Annotated in this window: 17 protein-coding genes and 1 pseudogene; 12 read left to right on the forward strand and 6 right to left on the reverse strand. The window is 66.5% G+C overall.

All coding sequences use genetic code 11. The features are described from left to right. Positions 1–8: 8 nt before the first annotated feature. From U1701_RS00840 to U1701_RS00860, 5 genes are all read right to left on the reverse strand, one after another. Positions 9–395, reverse strand: a complete 387-nt coding sequence (locus U1701_RS00840; RefSeq protein ID WP_332780641.1) for a winged helix DNA-binding protein — start codon at positions 393–395, stop codon at positions 9–11. Between the two features lie 35 nt (positions 396–430). Continuing rightward, positions 431–952 (reverse strand): hypothetical protein, encoded by a 522-nt coding sequence (locus U1701_RS00845; protein WP_332780642.1) that lies wholly within the window; start codon positions 950–952, stop codon positions 431–433. Further along, a complete protein-coding gene (locus U1701_RS00850) occupies positions 921–1,889 on the reverse strand; it encodes a sigma factor-like helix-turn-helix DNA-binding protein (protein ID WP_332780643.1) in 969 nt (322 codons plus the stop codon). The genes U1701_RS00845 and U1701_RS00850 overlap by 32 nt, the downstream gene beginning before the upstream one ends. 225 nt (positions 1,890–2,114) lie before the next feature. Next, positions 2,115–2,453, reverse strand: coding sequence for a hypothetical protein (locus U1701_RS00855; RefSeq protein WP_332780644.1), 339 nt, complete (start codon positions 2,451–2,453; stop codon positions 2,115–2,117). A 53-nt stretch (positions 2,454–2,506) separates the two neighbouring features. Then, positions 2,507–3,094 carry a TMEM175 family protein gene (locus U1701_RS00860; protein WP_332780645.1) on the reverse strand — a complete coding sequence of 196 codons (588 nt, stop codon included), beginning with the start codon at positions 3,092–3,094 and terminating at the stop codon, positions 2,507–2,509. A gap of 332 nt (positions 3,095–3,426) precedes the next feature. Between U1701_RS00860 and U1701_RS00865 the strand changes: the two genes are divergently transcribed. After that, positions 3,427–4,269, forward strand: coding sequence for an alpha/beta fold hydrolase (locus U1701_RS00865; RefSeq protein ID WP_332780646.1), 843 nt, complete (start codon positions 3,427–3,429; stop codon positions 4,267–4,269). A 46-nt stretch (positions 4,270–4,315) separates the two neighbouring features. Here the strand turns inward: U1701_RS00865 and U1701_RS00870 are convergent, their stop codons facing one another. Next, positions 4,316–7,285: a sensor histidine kinase gene (locus U1701_RS00870; RefSeq protein ID WP_332780647.1), complete on the reverse strand. Its 2,970-nt coding sequence runs from the start codon at positions 7,283–7,285 to the stop codon at positions 4,316–4,318. Positions 7,286–7,514: 229 nt separating this feature from the next. On the opposite strand from U1701_RS00870, the gene U1701_RS00875 reads away from it, so the two are divergent. From U1701_RS00875 to U1701_RS00925, 11 genes and pseudogenes are all read left to right on the forward strand, one after another. Then, positions 7,515–8,108 (forward strand): M17 family peptidase N-terminal domain-containing protein, encoded by a 594-nt coding sequence (locus U1701_RS00875; RefSeq protein WP_332780648.1) that lies wholly within the window; start codon positions 7,515–7,517, stop codon positions 8,106–8,108. Positions 8,109–8,212: 104 nt separating this feature from the next. Next, positions 8,213–8,815, forward strand: a complete 603-nt coding sequence (locus U1701_RS00880) for a response regulator (RefSeq protein WP_332780649.1) — start codon at positions 8,213–8,215, stop codon at positions 8,813–8,815. Positions 8,816–8,932: 117 nt separating this feature from the next. After that, positions 8,933–9,490, forward strand: a complete 558-nt coding sequence (locus U1701_RS00885; RefSeq protein WP_332780650.1) for a helix-turn-helix domain-containing protein — start codon at positions 8,933–8,935, stop codon at positions 9,488–9,490. A 24-nt stretch (positions 9,491–9,514) separates the two neighbouring features. Continuing rightward, positions 9,515–10,186 carry a hydrolase gene (locus U1701_RS00890; RefSeq protein WP_332780651.1) on the forward strand — a complete coding sequence of 224 codons (672 nt, stop codon included), beginning with the start codon at positions 9,515–9,517 and terminating at the stop codon, positions 10,184–10,186. 4 nt (positions 10,187–10,190) lie between these two features. Further along, positions 10,191–10,451, forward strand: a complete 261-nt coding sequence (locus tag U1701_RS00895) for a DUF1427 family protein (RefSeq protein ID WP_332780652.1) — start codon at positions 10,191–10,193, stop codon at positions 10,449–10,451. 80 nt (positions 10,452–10,531) lie between these two features. Beyond that, positions 10,532–12,375, forward strand: a pseudogene (locus tag U1701_RS00900) (amidohydrolase). 20 nt (positions 12,376–12,395) lie between these two features. After that, on the forward strand, positions 12,396–13,292 hold the full coding sequence (locus tag U1701_RS00905; RefSeq protein WP_332780653.1) for a glyoxalase: 897 nt from the start codon (positions 12,396–12,398) through the stop codon (positions 13,290–13,292). 4 nt (positions 13,293–13,296) lie between these two features. After that, positions 13,297–13,716, forward strand: coding sequence for a DoxX family protein (locus tag U1701_RS00910; RefSeq protein ID WP_332780654.1), 420 nt, complete (start codon positions 13,297–13,299; stop codon positions 13,714–13,716). Next, positions 13,709–15,088 (forward strand): alginate export family protein, encoded by a 1,380-nt coding sequence (locus U1701_RS00915; RefSeq protein ID WP_332780655.1) that lies wholly within the window; start codon positions 13,709–13,711, stop codon positions 15,086–15,088. Before U1701_RS00910 ends, U1701_RS00915 begins: the two co-directional genes overlap by 8 nt. An 11-nt stretch (positions 15,089–15,099) precedes the next feature. Beyond that, positions 15,100–15,783 carry a YoaK family protein gene (locus U1701_RS00920; RefSeq protein WP_332780656.1) on the forward strand — a complete coding sequence of 228 codons (684 nt, stop codon included), beginning with the start codon at positions 15,100–15,102 and terminating at the stop codon, positions 15,781–15,783. 197 nt (positions 15,784–15,980) lie between these two features. Next, the gene (locus U1701_RS00925) at positions 15,981–17,603 is read left to right on the forward strand and encodes an FAD-dependent oxidoreductase (protein WP_332780657.1); all 1,623 of its coding nucleotides are present in this window, start codon (positions 15,981–15,983) and stop codon (positions 17,601–17,603) included. Positions 17,604–17,674: the final 71 nt, after the last annotated feature.

Here is a 17,674-nt window from a genome sequence, read left to right on the forward strand (position 1 = left end):
TCGCAGCATCACGGCAGCGCGAGCATCGCCAGCAGATTCGTCATGCGGCGCCGGCCGAGCGCGGTCAGCTTCACATGCGAACGGCGGCCGTCGGTGGCGTCGCGGACGCGCTCGACCAGTTCCGCCTCCTGCAGCAGCGACAGATAGCGCAACGCGGTTGCCGAGGGCGCACGGGCGCCGATGCAGACCGCCGACACGCTCAGCTGCCGATCGTCGTAATCGGAAATGAACAGGTCGAGCAGGATGTCCCAGGCGGGCTCCGAGAACAATGTGCCACCGAGCTCGGCGTCGCGGCGCTTGCGCAGGCGATAGAGCCGCCGGGCAAGCTCGACCAACGTCGCGCCGGGTTTGACCACGGGCGTGGGGCCTCGGGCATAGGCCGAGGTATCGATCATTATGTGTTGCATAGAAGCAGTTCCGAAAAAGGACGCTATCGGACGGTCGGGTCCTGCCGGCTCCAGTCGAGATCCCAGCCCCTGTGCCGGATCCGCGACGCATGCCGGACCGTGCCGATCACGAGCAGCACCATGATGGGGTAGCTCCACACCGCCGCGAGAACGGCATAGGTGAGCCGGATGACGTCGGGACTGATCGCGCGCGCCAGATGCGCGCCCGTCCCGAGAAGGTGCAGCGCGGTGACCCAGGCGGGCCAGAAGCGGTCGGCGTGGAGGGTGATAGCCAGCATCACCCCCAGCAGCGCCAGATCGACCAGCAGGACGTTCAGCTCGACCCCGGCAAACCGGACCGCCTGATCATCCTGCAACAGCTGCGTCGACACCGCCGCCACCACCAACGCGAGCCCGAGCAGGCGCTCGGGCGCACCGCCGCGCCATAGCGCATAGGCCGACGCAGCAAGCTGGACCGCATAGAACAGCCACACGCGGTCCATCACGCCCCCCACCAACCGATCCGCCCCCGGCTCAGGCGACCGCGGATAACCGCGGGGCCTCATGCAGCGCCCCCTCGTTGGGCGGGCATTCGGACACGTCGCCATAGCCGTAGAACTGGCCGAGACCGATATCGCGACGCACCTCGACCAGCGCGCGGTGTGCTTCGACGAAGCGCGCCCGTGCCTTGATCATGTCCATCGAGGCTTCGGCGACCAGCTGCAGCGCCTGGCTGCCCGTGGCGACCGGAAGGTTCGCGGCGAGCCGCTGCTGGAGCAGGGTCGAGACGCAGGTCGCGGCGAGCTGTGCCGCCTGGTCCACCGCCGCTTCGGCCTTCAGAAAATCCGCGGTAACCGCGTCCGTCGCGCGGCGTCGTTCCTTCAGCATCGTCAATCTCCCACCGTTCGGCACCGCGTGCACGGTGCTGCCAAGCGGAGCGGCGGTCGCCCGGCTGAAACGGAACAGGCTGGTCAGCGTCATGGCCATGTTCACGATGGCCATCGACGCGATGGCGATCATGACGGTCAGGCCGATCAGTCGAACCAGTCTGCTGCCCTTAGACAGCCGGTTGCGCGCTACTCCTTCGATGCCGCCGTCCGGATCGGTTCCGAGGAAGCGGCGAACGAGCCCCCACGGCTCGGTCGCCGCATCGTCTGCGCCGTCGAAGCGGGGGTTGGGAATGTCGATTGGTTCGGATGGTAGCCGTTCGTACGCGGGTGCGTGGCCGTTCGAGGGCGCATGACCGTTCGAGGGCGCATGGCCGTTGGCGGCCACATGGCCATTGGCCGGATGGGCGGCGCCTTCGTGATCCTGCAGCCGCCGCGCGGCTTCGAACCGCGTGCCGACCCCGAGAATCTGGATCGCGCGTTCGATCCGCTTGTCGATCGCAGACGGCGAGACGCCGACGATTGCGGCGATCTCCTTGGAGTTATGATGCGTGAGGACAAGGCGCAAACAGGCGCGTTGCGCTTCGGTCAGCTGATCGATGCGGCCCCCGGTCATGCAAGCGTATTACCCGCTTATCGCACCGCTTGCACCATTTCTGTTGTATATTCCCCGCCGGTTTCAGGCGATTGCGCGGGTCGTTCCGCGACCGTCCCAAAAGGGCGGTGGTGCAGGGTAGCTACTGGGTGCATCGTCTTATCTGCCTGCTTTTATATTGTTTTTATAGATTTTAACTTGCAGCGTGCCCCCTAGTGTGCCCCCCATATGATCCCCGTTTGAGCCCTAAAGAACCCTGCTTTGGTCAGTTTCAGGCCGGTGCGGAGGCTTCGCCAGACGCGCTTTCAGCCACGTGTCTCTCGCAACGAAATTGCCCTCGCTAATAAAAAGCGACCACAGACCATAAACTTGATCACGGTTCAGGCCAAACCCGTCGAAGTAGGCAATGGCCTCGCGATAGACGCAGCCTATCGACAGCATTCCCTCGATCTTCACCCCGAAAATGCGGAGCTGGTTCATGATCGCGGCGATATTTGCCTCATACCAAGGGAAGCGGAGCTTGAAGCCGGTCCTCGTAGGGGCCTCGATCGGACGCAGCACACCGCCGCGAACCCAGACCGTCATTACGTCCCGAGGGATCTCCGTTCGTGCAGGATGTCGCTAGCGAAGCCTGCCCGTCAGTCGAGCACCCGGCTGATCCGCCGATCGGGGATCAGCCACAGTCCGATGACCGCGACGTACAATGCGATCGCGATCCAGCGACTGACGAACGCCAGCGGCACCGCCAGCGCGTAGAGCGCGATACTGCCCCAGCCCTTCCAGTCGGAGCCGATCGCGCGGGCGACGGCGGACGTCTTGCCGTTGCAGGCGATAATCGTGCGTTCCGTCAGCGAATAGCCGATCGCGGCGAGCCCGAGCACGATCCCGTAGGCGGCAGTCGCGCCGGCCGCGAACTGGCTGTCGTCGAGCCAGCGGATCACGAACGGCACCAGGCTCAGCCAGAACAGCAGAAACAGGTTCGCCCACAATACCCGCCCGTCGATCCGTTCGACCGCATGGAACATGTGGTGATGGTTGTTCCAGTAGAGCCCGACATTCACGAAACTGAGCAGATAGGCGAGCAGGACGGGTGCGCTGGCCGCCAGGCCACGGAGGTCGCCGGTTTCGGGAACCTTGAGTTCCAGCACCATGATCGTGATGATGATCGCGACGACGCCGTCGGTGAAAGCCTCGAGCCGTCCCGGCCCCATGCGACGTATGCTCATGCTTGCACCATGGATCGTGATTGTCGGGGTTTGATCGTCCGAGGGCAGCGTAGCAGCACGATTTTGCGACGTCCCACAGGCGGCGGTCGGTCGAAACGGAATATGTCCGTTATGCGCAAATTTCGGTTCGGTTCGCCAAGAATCGGGCTCGATCGGGGCGCATTGAAGAGCGGACACTGGCCTCGCACCAACAGGACACACCCATGCCCGACATTCTGCGCGACATTTCCAGGCGCGCCGTCGTCATCGGCTGCGCAACCGCCGCCGCGGCGAGCGTGCTGCCCCTGACGGCATTCGCCCTCCCCCTTCCCAACCCAAACGGAGTAGCCAGAATGAGCAGTGGATTCATCAAGACCAAGGACGGCGTCGACATCTTCTACAAGGACTGGGGTCCGAAGGCCGCCCAGCCGATCGTGTTCCATCATGGCTGGCCGCTGTCGTCGGACGACTGGGACACGCAAATGCTGTTCTTCCTGGGCGAGGGCTACCGCGTCGTCGCGCATGACCGCCGCGGGCATGGCCGCTCGTCGCAGGCCGATACCGGCAACGACATGGACCATTACGCCGCCGATGCCTCCGCGGTGGCCGAGCATCTCGACCTGCGGAATGCGGTGCATATCGGTCACTCGACCGGCGGCGGCGAAGTCGCGCGCTATGTCGCGAAGTTCGGCCAGCCGCAGGGGCGCGTCGCCAAGGCGGTGCTGGTCAGCGCCGTGCCGCCGATGATGCTCAAGAGCGCGAGCAATCCGGGCGGCCTGCCGATGTCCGTGTTCGACGGGTTCCGCAAGGCGTTGGCCGAGAACCGCGCGCAGTTCTTTCTCGATGTCGCTTCGGGGCCGTTCTACGGCTTCAACCGGCCGAGCGAAAAGGTCTCGCCGGGCATCGTCCAGAATTGGTGGCGCCAGGGCATGATGGGCAGCGCGCTCGCGCATTACGACGGGATCAAGGCGTTTTCAGAGACCGACCAGACTGCGGACCTGAAGGCGATCACCGTGCCGACGCTCGTCCTGCAGGGCGACGACGACCAGATCGTGCCGTTCGAGAACGCCGCGGTGCTCCAGGCCAAGCTGCTGCAGAACGCCACGCTGAAGATCTACAAGGGATTCCCGCACGGCATGCTGACGACGCATGCCGAGGTCATCAATCCGGATCTGCTGGCCTTCGTGAAGGGCTGATCGCGCGAGGATACAAGCGGGAGGGCGACGATCGTCGCGCTCCCGCTCAGCGATAGGCGATGCGCGCCGGGATCGTCACCTTGATCTTGGTGCCGGAGCCGGTGGCGGACTGCATCACCAGCGTCCCGCCGAGCGCGACGGCGCGCTCGCGCATGCCGACCAGGCCGTAATGGCCGGGTCGATGCCCCGTTTCGCGGACGTCGGACGGGAGGCCGATACCGTCGTCCGTCACGCTCACGACGAGTCTGTCGGAGGTCGATCGGAGACCGATGATGAGCCGATCCGCACCGGCATGCCGCACCGCATTGGCCAGCGCTTCGCGGACGATCTGCGCGATCTCGTCCGCGACGGGGGCGCAGACCGGATGCATAACGCCGTCGACCGCGACATCCCAGGCCAGCGGCGGCGGGACGCCATCCTCGGCGATCGCGGCCAAGAGCGCGGGCAACGCGACCGGCTCCATCGTCTCGCGCAGCGACCGGACCCGATCGCGGCCGTCGAGCAGCACGTCGTCGGCGCGCTCCAAGGCGTTTTCCAGACTCGTGCGCGCGCGGTCGCCGCGCGGCAGAAGCTCGACCACCGACTGGAATTGCAGCATCAGCCCTTGGAACCCTTGGAGCAATGTGTCGTGCAGTTCGCGGGCGATCCGCTCGCGCTCCGCCAGCTGGACCTCGAAGCGACCGCGCGTGCGGTCGGCGATCGCGCGGACCCGGCGGCGATAGAGCAGCCACACCAGCGCCACCGCGACTGCGATGCACAACACGATGAAAGCATGCGTCTGATAGAAACGCGGCGCGATCGTGAACGTCAGCGCCGCACCGTCGCGGTTCCACACACCGTCGTTGTTGGCGGCGATCACCTGAAACCGATACGTGCCGGGGCTGAGATTGGTGTACAGAGCCTCGCGCGCGGTGCCGGCATCGATCCAGTCGCGATCGATCCCCTCGATCCGATAGCGAAACCGGTTTGCCGTCGCATTGGTGAGGCTGAGCGCGGTGTAGCGGATCCGGACGTGATTGGTACCGGCCGGAAAAGCGACCGGCCGATTCGCCAGGGGTTGCGCCGCACCGCCGGCATCGAGCGAGCGGATCTGCACGGTCGGCGGCAAGCGGTTTCGCGACAGATGGCCCGGGTCGATCATCGCCAACCCTTTGTTGGTCGCGAACCATAGCCGTCCGGCCGCATCCTGGCCGATGTCGTTGGTCTCGACCATGTTCGAGCGGGCGCGGAAGTCCTCCTGATAGCCGAACCGTTCGTGCGGGATCGGCGCGCCCGGATGCGCGAACGCGGCGTCCAGCGACCGCGTGGGCATCCGGACGATGCCGTTCGCGCCGATCACCCAGGTCGACCCGTCCGGCGTCTGGATCAGTCCGGTCAGGCCCGCGAGGAACGGATAGGTTCGATCGCGCAGCGACGCGAGACGCGTGCCGTCATATCGTGCGAGGCCCTGGTCCCCGACGACGAGCAGTCCGTTCCGGCTCGGCACCCAGGTCGCGGTCCTGCCGGTGACCTGATCCCTGCTGCGCCACAACAGCGTCTCGCGGCCGTCGCGCAGGCGGGATACGCCGTGTCCGATCCGTCCGAACACCACCGCACCCGCCCCGTCGGAACGGACCCGGTGGATCGACCCGGCGGGCGTACCGCTAGGCTTGGCAACAGGCTGCAACCGCGATCCGGCGAGGCGGTAGATTTGTGCGAACCCAGCCCAGAACACGCCCGCGCTATCCACCGTGCAGGTGATCGACAGCGGCCCCGCAACCGGCGTCACCTTGGCAAGATTGCCGGCCGGGTCGAGGTCGAGCAAGGACTTACCGGCCATGCTGATGACCAACAGGCGGCGATCATCCCCGCACAGGACGCCGATGTCGGCTTGCGGAAAGATCAGCACGGGCGTGCCGGATCGATCGATGCGGTAGACGCCGGACAATCCGGCGACGAACAGGTTGCGCGACGCCGCGGTGCCGACGAAGCCCGACATGATCGCCTCGGTCTGCGCAGGTTGTACGATGTTGCTCGGCGAGAACCGGTCGAGCCCCGATTCCGTCCCGACCCAGACATTGCGCTCGCGATCCTCCAGCACCGCCGTCGTCAAGGTCGCGGTCAGGCCCTGCCGCTCGGTAAACAGTTCGACGCGGCCCGCGGGAAACCGGCGCTGCAAAGCAGTGGCCGAGAGACGACCGAGCCCCGTATCCTGGCCTGCGATCCAGAGATTGCCGTCCTGGTCGAAGATCATGCGTTCGACGACATAGGGCGTGGTGCTGCTGCCGATCCGATAGGCGCGCGCGGTCCCGTCGATCGGTTCGAGCCGCGTATCAGTGCGTCGCCAGACCACGCCCTGACGATCCTGCGCGAGCGACGTGGGTGCGTCGATCGCCACGCCGGTATCCTCGAAACGCGTGCCACCCGGCCTGAGACGAAGCAACCGCGGTACGAGCGACAGATAGATGCCGTCGGGCGTGCTGAGAATATCGCCCATCTCGCTGTCGGGAACACCATGCTGAGCGCCGAACGCGGTCCACCGGCCCTTGAGCAGCCGACTGAGCACCAGCTTTCCCATCGAATCGCACGCAACCCAGATCGCGCCGTCCTGCCCTTCGACGATGCTGTTCACCCCGCCCGTGGGGGGCCGGGGATTCGCATCCTTCAGGACGCCGCCGCGGACCACCGAAATGCCGCCGAAGTCGTACCCGACCCAGATGTCGCCATTGCGTGCCGCAAGCAACGCTGTGATTTGCGGCGAGCGATACTTGTCCTGATCGACCGGGACGATGCGCTCGAAAACGATCCCGTCGAACCGGTACAGACCCGTCGCGGTGCCGAGCCAGAGATAGCCGTCGCGGCCCTGCACGATCGCGCGGATGTTGCCCGGCGCACCGTCACCCAGCGTCCAGCGCGAATGGCGCATCTGCGCGATGGTCCGCGAGGAGTCGAGCGCCCACGCGCTGCCGACGACCATGAAACAGCACAGGATGCCGACCAGGATGCGGGCGATCGTTCCGCCAGGCGCAGAGCGCAAAAAACCGGACTGCGCGATCAAGACTTCACCCGAGACGACCGTGTTGCGATCGACGTTGCGCCTGCGGAACGACAATACGCAAGTGCCGAGAAGGCGAAGGGAAAGAGCCAACGCGACAAACATCATAATTATCCAACTTCGGTCATCCCTGTCCACGCGCCAGCGCCGACGGCATGATACCTGGTGGCACAGGTCCGCATGGGATCCACGGGAGAACAGGATGCCGCCGATGGACGGCCGTGCCGATGACGCGGCGACGATCGGGGTATTGCGGGGTGTCCGCATCGACGCCGCGCCGCGCGATGCGGTCAGTGTCGAGGTGATGCTCGCCAGCGCCGGCGTGTTCACGCACGAGATCGGACGGCCGCGCCCAGGCGGCGGGTTGGGCCATCTCGACACAGCACTCGGCGGCGCGATCACACGACTTCGGGCAGACGGTATTTTCCGCGCAGAGGCGGGCGACGTGCTGACGTTATCGGCACCCGCACGACCGATCAGCGCGACCACCGTGCTGGCGATCGGGCTTGGCGATCCTGCGGCCTGGACACCGGCGACGATGCGCCAGGCGGTGGCGACCGCCGCGCGCGAGGCGATCCGGATCGAGGCGACATCGGCGGCGTTCGCCCCCAGCCTGCTCGACAGCGGTCTCGATCCGGACAGGCTGGACGGGACCCCGGATGCCATGCTCGCAGGGCTTGCCGATGCGCTGCCCGATGCTGGGGCCAGGACGCTGTCGCGCTGGGTGTTCTGCGTCGGCGCGGGGCGGTTCGAGACGGTGGTCGCGATCTTTCGCGCAGCCTTCGACCGGCTCGCCGCGCGCTGATGCACCCGCCGCTTGCCACGTCCGCTAGTCTCGGCCCACGGTCGCCACGTCCCCTCCTGCCAGCCCGAGAGCCTGCCTTGCCGCCCTCCCCTCGAATCCGGATCATGATCGTCGACGATCATCCCTTCCTTCGCGAAGGCGTGAAGGCGGTGATCGAAACGCAGGAGGATCTGGCGGTGGTCGCGGAGGCCGAGTCGGGCGAACAGGCACTGGCACTGTACCCGACGCATCTGCCCGACATCGTTCTCATGGATCTGCAGATGCCGGGGATCGGCGGAGTCGACACGATCGCGGCGATGCGGAGCAACTGGCCACACGCGCGGATCGTCGTGCTGACGACCTATTCGGGCGACGCGCAGGCGTTGCGGGCATTGCGCGCGGGGGCGGCCGGCTATCTGCTGAAGAACACCCTGCGCAAGGAACTGCTCGACACGATCCGCTCGGTCCATGCCGGCGGCAAGCATCTGAACGCGCAGGTGGCGTCGAGCATAGCCTTCCACGTGATCGAGGATGCGCTGACCGAGCGCGAGATCGGCGTGCTGTCGCTCGCAGCCTCAGGCAATTCGAACAAGCAGATCGCGGCCAAGCTGACTGTCTCGGAGGAAACCGTGAAGGGCCATATGAAGCTGATCTTCGCGAAACTCGGCGCGTCGGATCGCACGCACGCGGTGACGATCGCCGTCAGGCGCGGGATCATCGCGCTCTGATCCGACGCGACATCGCCCACCCCTAAAGAGGGGGCGCACGCCGCCCCGGCCGGGGCTCAGCTGATCGATCCGTATCCCTTATGCTCCTTCGTACTGACTGCGACGGAGACTCTGGCGATGCTGCATATCCTTCCTCCCGCGACAGCATTGCCACGGGGGTTCGTGCCAACGGTGGCGGCCAGTCTGGTCGCGAATGCGGTCAGCACGCTCGATCATAATCCAAAGGTCGCTCGCCATTATCTCGAGCGGCTCGCGGCGATGTTCGCCGATGTCGGGAATGGGTTCGCCGACGATGCGGCACCCGCTAACGGCCCTTCTGCGAAGGCCAAGCCGGTCAAGGGCGGACTCGCCTCGTGGCAATTGCGCTCCGTCGTCCAGCATATCGATGCGCATCTGGGCGCGACGATCGGGGTCGACGCGCTCGCCGAGGTCGCGCGCCTCAGCACCGGGCATTTCTGTCGCGCCTTCAAGGTGACGACGGGCGAGACGCCGCACGCCTTCCTGATCCGCCAGCGGGTCCGCCGCGCGCAGACATTGATGCTGCAGACCGACGATACGCTCAGCCACATCGCCTACGCCTGTGGTCTGACCGACCAGGCGCATCTGACCCGGCTGTTCCGCCGCGTGGTCGGTGCGACCCCGCTGATCTGGCGCCGCACCTGGCAGGCGCGCTGACCGATTTTTCAACGGGAGACTATCATGACCATTACGGCCACCGCCACCGCCACCGCCACGCCCGGCGTATCGCTGATCTCGCCGACCGATCACACGCTGGTGCTGATCGATTTCCAGTCGCAGATGGCGTTCGCCACCAAGTCGATCGCGACCGAATTGTTGCGCAACAATGCCGCGCTCATCAGCCATGCGGCGGCGGTGTTCGACGTGCCGACGATCCTGACGACGGTCGCAGTCGACAGCTTTTCGGGGCCGATGTTCAGCGAGATCACCGACGCGCTTCCCGGCGAGCCGCTGCTCGACCGCACCTCGATGAACACCTGGGAAGACGCCGCGGTGATCGACGAGGTCAACCGGATCGGCAAGACGCGGATCGTGTTCGCGGGCCTGTGGACCGGCGTTTGCATCGTCGGCCCGGTCGCATCGGCGATCGACCAGGGGTTCGAGGCGTATTTCATCAGCGACGCGTGCGGCGACGTTTCGGTGGAGGCGCATGAGCGCGCGGTGCAGCGGATGATCCAGCTGGGCGCGGTGCCGATGACGTCGGTCCAGTATCTGCTCGAACTGCAGCGCGACTGGGCGCGGACCGAAACCTACGACGCGGTCACCGGCGTCGCGCGGAAATTCGCCGGCGCCTACGGCCTCGGCATCACCTACGCCAAGACGATGTTCGGCGCGTCCGAAGGCGGGCATTGATCCCGTGCGGCCGTACCTGATCTCGCTCGCCGCCGGCCTGTTCGTCGGCGTGATCTATGCGCTGCTGAAGGTCCGGTCGCCGGCCCCGCCGACGATCGCGCTGATCGGGCTCGCCGGCATCTTGCTCGGCGAGCAGGCGGTGCCGCTCGCGAAAAGCCTGTGGGCGAGCCGCGACAAGGCCGCCGCGATCCGGGGCGTGTACCGACCATGTCTTCGGGATGCTGCCCGGCCACCACCACGACGACGCGGCGTGATCGCCCCATGATCCTCGACCGCCGCACGACCATCCTCGGCGGGGCAGCGGCGACGCTGGCCCCGCTGCTTGCCGGAAACCGGAGACCGACCATGTCCGACCTGATCCTCGTCAACGCCAAGGTGACGACGCTCGACCGCGAGAACCCCGAGGCGCAGGCGATCGCGATCCGCGACGGCAAGTTCTTGGCGGTCGGCTCCGAGCAGGAGGTGCGTGCCGCCGCGCCGCAAGCGACCGTGATCGACGCGGGCGGGCGGCGGGTGATCCCCGGCCTGATCGACAGCCACATGCACATCATCCGCGGCGGGCTGAACTATAACCTCGAGCTGCGCTGGGACGGCGTGCCGAGCCTCGCCGACGCGATGGCCATGCTCAAGCGACAGGTCGACAATACCCCCGCCCCGCAATGGGTGCGCGTCGTCGGCGGCTTCACCGAGCACCAGTTCGCCGAAAAGCGCCTGCCGACGATCGCCGAACTGAACGCGGTCGCGCCCGATACGCCGGTTTTCATCCTGCATCTGTACGACCGCGCGCTGCTGAACGCGCGGCGTTGCGCGTCGTCGGCTACGGCAAGGACACGCCCAACCCGCCCGGCGGCGAGATCGTCCGCGATGCGGCGGGCAACCCGACCGGGCTGCTGCTCGCGCATCCCAACGCGACGATCCTCTATTCGACGCTCGCCAAAGGGCCGAAGCTGCCGCCGGAATACCAGCTCAACTCCACGCGCCATTTCATGCGCGAGATGAATTCGCTTGGCGTCACGGGCGTGATCGACGCGGGCGGCGGCTTCCAGAACTATCCCGACGACTATGCGATCATCGAGAAGCTCCACGCCGCCGACGAGCTGACGCTGCGGATCAGCTACAACCTGTTCACGCAGAAGCCGAAGGAGGAACTCGCCGACTTCAAGGGCTGGGTGAAGCAGGTCACGCCCGGCCAAGGTGATGACACATACCGCCACAACGGCGCGGGCGAGATGCTGGTCTATTCCGCCGCCGACTTCGAGGATTTCCGCGTCGAGCGCCCCGACATGCCGCCGAGCATGGAGGGCGATCTCGAACTCGTCATCCGGCTGCTCGCCGAGCATAAATGGCCGTGGCGGCTGCACGCGACCTATGACCAGACGATCGGCCGCGCGCTGGACGTGTACGAGAAGGTCGCAAAGGACATTCCGTTCGATGGGATCAACTGGTTCTTCGACCATGCCGAGACGATCAGCGACCGCAACATCGATCGGATCGCCGCGCTCGGCGGCGGCATCGCGGTCCAACACCGCATGGCGTACCAAGGCGAATATTTCGTCGAGCGCTACGGCGCAAAGGCGGCCGAACGCACGCCGCCGATCGCCAAGATGCTCGCCGCCGGGCTGCACGTCGGCGCCGGCACGGATGCCACGCGCGTCGCGAGCTACAATCCCTGGGTGTCGCTCAACTGGCTGGTGACGGGACGGACAGTCGGCGGCCTCGACCTGTATCCCGGCGCGAACCGGGTCAGCCGCGAAAAGGCGCTTGCGATGTGGACGCACGAGAACACCTGGTTCTCGAGCGAGGTCGGCAAGAAGGGCCGGATCAAGGCGGGGCAACTCGCCGATCTCGCGGTCCTGTCGGGCGATTATCTGACCGTCCCCGAGACCGACATCCCGCATCTGCGCTCGGTCCTGACACTGCTTGGCGGGAAAGTGGTGTTCGGCGAAGGCGACTACGCGCCGCTCGCGCCGCCGCTGCCCAAACCCATGCCCGACTGGTCGCCGGTCGCGACGTTCGGTGGATACCACCGCACGCCCGAGGCCTCGGCAAAGCTCGCCGCGGCATGCGGATGCGCGACCGGGTGTTCGGTCCACGGCCACGACCATGCTGCGGCACTCGGCCGCGAGGTGCCGGTCGCCGATGTGCAAAGCTTCTGGGGTGCGTTCGGCTGCGGCTGTTGGGCGGTCTGATCGTGAAGGGGAGAAAGACGATGAAGCGTTTCGCCATGCTGTTCGCCGCCGCGCTGATCGGTGCGGCGCCGTCGGTCCCTTCGATAGCCCGGGAGGCGCCCGCTGCCGGGTACGCGGTCGGCGCGCAATACGACACGACCCACGTCTATGTCGCGCCGGAGGATTTCGACCGGTTCGTCGCGAGCTTCGTCGCGACGTTCGGCGGCACGACCAGCAAGCAGGGCGTGTTCCAGGTCACGCCGACGCCCAGCCAGACGCTGTCGCAACTGATCCTGACGCCTGTCGGCACGGTGTCGGTGTTCGGCTTCAAGACACCGATCCCCTACCCGTTCGGGCAGGAGCGCACCGGCTATCTGGTGAGCGATCTGGATGCCGCCGTCGCCGCAGCGGTGAAGCACGGCGCGACCCGACTGGTAACGATTTTCCCCGATCCGATCGGCCGCGATGCGCTGGTGCAGTGGCCGGGCGGCGTCAACATGCAGCTCTATTGGCACACCGCGACGCCGCATTATGCCGCGCTCGCGACGGTGCCGGAGAACCGCATTTACCTAACCGCGGATGCCGCCGACGCATTCGTGAAAGGCTGGCTCGGCTTTTCGAATGGCCGGATCGTATCCGACGAAAAGGCCGCACCGGGCGCCGTGATCGGCCAGCCGGGCAAGACCTATCGCCGCCTCCGCATCACGTCGGGCTACGGCAAGATGGCGGTCATCGTTTCGGACGGTCAACTCCCCTGGCCCTACGGCCGCGACACCACCGGCTATGCGGTGACCGATCTCGCCGCGACCCTCGCCAAGGCGGCGGCAGCGGGCGCCGAGACGTTGGTCCCGGCACAAACCGATGGCGATCGGCAATCGGCGATCGTCCGTTTCCCCGGCGGCTATATCGCCGAGATCCACAGCGGCCCGGCGCGCTAGGCCGGTGCAGATCCCCGTCCCCCGGTTCGTCGATACGATCCTCGACTGGCGCCGGACCGCCACGCTCGCCCGTCTTGCGTTAGTCAGCGCCTATCTCCTCGGCGGCATCGTCAAGCTCGGCGACTGGCCCGCGGCAGTCGCAGAACAAGCGCATTTCGGCCTGCATCCGCCTCCGGTCTGGGCGGCGCTCACGATCGCGGTCGAGCTGATCGGCCCGATCCTGATCCTGACGGGCCGGTTCGTGTGGCTGGGCGCGGGGATGCTCGGCGTCTTCACGCTGCTCGCGGCGTTCACGGCCAATGCGTTCTGGGCCATGCCGGCCGGGCAAGCGCGGTTCATGGCGACCAACGCGTTTTTCGAGCATCTCGGGCTGATCGGCGGCTTCGTGCTCGTCGCGCTGCTCGACCGGGCGCGACGTGCATAGATGGTCTCTCGTCCTGACGCTGACGGCGGTGCCGGCCGCAGCGCAGGAGCGTGAGGCGTGGCAGCCGCCGACGCTCACCACCACGCGGTACGACGAGCGTTGGTCGACGCTTGCCGATCCGGCAACGCGCACCGGCCGCTGGACCGAGCCGTTCAAATATATCCCGCTCGGTGACGAGGTCTATCTCACCACGGGCGTGGAAGTCCGCCTGCGCAACGAGGCCTATCGCGCGAACCTGTGGGGCGGCGGCGATGCGCCCGACGACGGCCATCTGTGGATGCGCGCAATGCCTTATGCCGATCTCCATGTCGGCCGCGTCCGCGGGTTCGTGCAGCCGATCGCCGCCTACGCCGCCGGGGTGGCGCCGTCCGCAGGCCCGATCGATCAGACCCGCGTCGACCTGCTCCAAGGGTTTGTCGACGTCCGGCTGGGCAATGCGGAAACGGGATCGTTCGACGGTGCCGGCGTCACCGTCCGCGCTGGCCGCCAGATGCTGTCGCTCGGCACCGAGCGGCTGGTCGGCACGCGCTACGGCCCGAACGTGCCGCTCGCGTTCGACGGGTTCCGCGCGCTCGCGACTGTCGGTGGCGCGACCGTCAGCCTGCTCGCGGTGAAGCCCGTCCAACCCGGCCTCGGCACGCTCGACGATCGTAGTTCGCGGACGAAGTCGCTTTGGGGCGTGTACGCAACGCGGCGCAGGCTGGATCTCTATTACCTCGGCTACCGCAACACCGCGGCCCGGTTCGGCACACGCGCCGGCCGCGAACGCCGCCACAGCATAGGCGCACGCACCTTCGACACGGTGGCGGACTGGCATTGGAACGTCGAGGGCGTCGCGCAGTTCGGCCGCTTCGCCGGCGGACCGATAGCCGCCTGGACGCTCGGTACCGAACTCGGCCGTCGCTTCCCAAACGCAAAGCTCGCGCCCGATGCGGTCCTGCGTGTCAACATCGTCAGCGGCGATTCTCATCCAGGCGACGACCGGCTCGGCACGTTCAACGCGCTGTTCCCCAAGGGCAAGTATTTCGGCGAACTATCCCCCGTCGGCCCCTACAACATCGTCAGCGTGAACCCGCGTGTCGCGGCAGCACTCGGCAAGACCGTATCCGCCAGCCTCGCGGCAATGGCCTATTGGCGCTATTCCCGCAGCGACGGCGTGTACGATATTCCCGGCACCCTGATCCGCGCGCCCGGTACCTCCCGCGCGCGCTTTATCGGCAAGGAAGCTGAAGCGACGCTGGCTTGGCAGGTGACGCCCGAACTTGAGCTTTCAACGTCAATCTCCGCCTTCGCGGCGGGCCAGTTCATCCGCGACACGGGCAAGGCGCGAACGATCGCGATGTTCGGCACCGAAGCCAATTTCCGTTTCTAAAAGGACCTCCGATGGCACCCGACCCGACATCGCCCCGCGACCCGCGCGTGCCTTTACTTCTGCTCCTCTCCGCGACGACCGGGCTGGTCGATGCCGCGAGCGTGCTCGGCCTCGGCAAGGTGTTCACCGCGAACATGACGGGTAACATCGTGCTCCTCGGGTTCGCCGCCTCCGGCGCGCCGGGCTTCAAGGTCGCGCCATTCGTGATGGCGCTCGCCAGCTTCATGATCGGCGCCGTTGTCGCAGGACGTATTGCCCGGCGCGCTACGCAGGTCGCGGAACCGCGATGGCTGGTCACCTCGGCGATCATCGAGGCGATCCTGTTGTGGATCGCGGCCGCCGTCGCGATCGGCTTCGATGTCGCGACGCAATCGCCTGAACCGCATTTGTTTGCGATCATCGGGCTGACTGGCCTAGCCATGGGTTATCGGAACGCCACCATCCGGCAGTTGAAGGTCTCCGATCTGACGACCACCGTGCTCACACTGACGCTGACGGGGCTCGGTGCCGATTCCCGCCTTGCGGGAGGAAATGACCCGAACTGGCAGCGAAGGACAGGCGCGGTCACAGCAGTCTTCGCCGGCGCCGCGATCGGCGCGTATCTGCTGTCGCACATCGGCCTTTTTGCCCCGTTGGCCTTCGCTGGCGCATTGGTGCTGAGCGCCACGCTCGCATACACTTTTCGCTTCAGCTAATCGCATGGCGCCGACTTGGCCAAGGAACCCCATACCCGGTCGCTCGCAGCCCCATCGGCGCTTCCCGGAAGCGGACATCTGTTCATTTGGCGATCGCGATCGCGGAACCCGATCAGATCCCGGCCGGGGCCATCCCCCGGCGATTGCCGTCGCCGCGTTCACCGGGCTAGTGTTGAATCGCAGAGGGGGCAGCGCTCATGGAAACGATCGGCCGTGACCTGCGGGAAATGCAGCGGGTTCCGCTGCAACCTGCGCATATTGCCGCGATCCGGGCGGCGGGGACACGCACGCACTATCTCAAGGGAACGATGCTGGCCGAGATCGGCGCTGCGGCCGACCGCTTCGTGTATGTCGAAGATGGGGAGATCGAGGTCGTCAACCCGTTCACGGGCGATCGGCTGGTGCCATCGACGCTGGGACCCACCCAGTTCATGAGCGAGATCTCGCTTCTGTCCGGAGGCACATGGTCGCTCCCGATGCGCGCAGCGAGCGACACCACCGTCGTGGAAGTACCGCGATCCGCGATGCTTCGCCTGATGTCAGCCATACCGGAGATGTCGGACATCGTCATCACGGTCTTGGCGGCACGCCGTCGGCGGCAGCTGGACGCCGGCGACGGCATGCTGGTGTTGGTTGGCGAAGAGGAGGACAGGGCCGTCAGGAAAGTGGCCGAGTTCGCCGCGCGCAACCGCCTGCCCTACCGCTCCTACCCGCTCGGCAGCGCTGAGGCCGCCCATGTCGCCAGCAGTTGCGGAACCGCGCCGCAAGAGCCCGTCGTGGTATTCGGCCGCGATGTGGTGGTGAGCGATCCAACGCCGGAAAAGGTGGCACGGCTGCTTGGACTCGATCAGGACATTCCCGACGACGAGGCATTCGACGTGCTCATCGTCGGGGCTGGCCCCGCCGGCGTGTCAGCCGGCGTCTATGCAGGAGCCGAAGGGTTGCGCGCGCTGGTGGTCGACGAGACCGCGATCGGCGGCCAGGCCGGCACGTCGAGCCGGATCGAGAACTATCTGGGCTTTCCCACCGGCATCTCCGGTGCCGATCTTGTGTGGCGCGGCGAGGTGCAGGCCATGAAATTCGGAACGCGTTTCGTCATGCCCCGGCGCATCGAGTCGCTGGACCAGCTCGATAACGGCGCCTTCTGCGCGACCTTCGCCAATGGTCGGCGCGTTCTCGCAGCCTCTGTGGTGGTCGCCACCGGGGTCCAGTACAGACGCCTGCCGATCGCACGCCTCGCCGAGTTCGAGGGCACGGGCATCTATTATGCCGCGACCGAGAATGAGGCCCGCTTCTGCCGGGATACGGAGGTGCTGGTCATCGGCGGCGGTAATTCGGCCGGGCAGGCCGCGATGTTCCTCAGCCGTACGGCGCGGCACGTTCGCCTGCTGGTGCGCGGCGACACCCTGGCCTCGTCCATGTCCAGCTATCTGTCGAGCAGGCTCGAGGCAGACCCCGCGATCACCATTGAATACGGTACCCATGCCGTCGAGCTTCATGGCGGGAACAGTCTGGAGGCGGTGACGATCCGCAATGGAGACGGCGACCGCACCGTGGCAAGCTGCGCGGTCTTCGTGATGGTCGGGGCCGCACCCAATACGGGCTGGCTCTCCGAACTGGTCGCTCTCGACGACAAGGGCTTCGTGCTCACCGGCGAAGCGGCTGGCGCATTGTCGCCTTTCGCCACGTCGTGCGCAGGCATCTTTGCCGTCGGCGACGTCCGCGCCGGATCGGTGAAACGCGTGGCGTCCTCGGTAGGAGAGGGATCGGTCGTCATCTCCACCGTGTGGGAGCATGTGCGCGGCTTGAGTCGGTCTTAATCGGGACCCGCCTCCGCCGTTCTGACCCACTTTCGGCCGTTCAGCGGCACCTCGACCATGCCCGAAAGCGG

Origin of the sequence: Sphingomonas rhamnosi, from assembly GCF_036663615.1 — a bacterium.
Lineage (GTDB): Bacteria > Pseudomonadota > Alphaproteobacteria > Sphingomonadales > Sphingomonadaceae > Sphingomonas.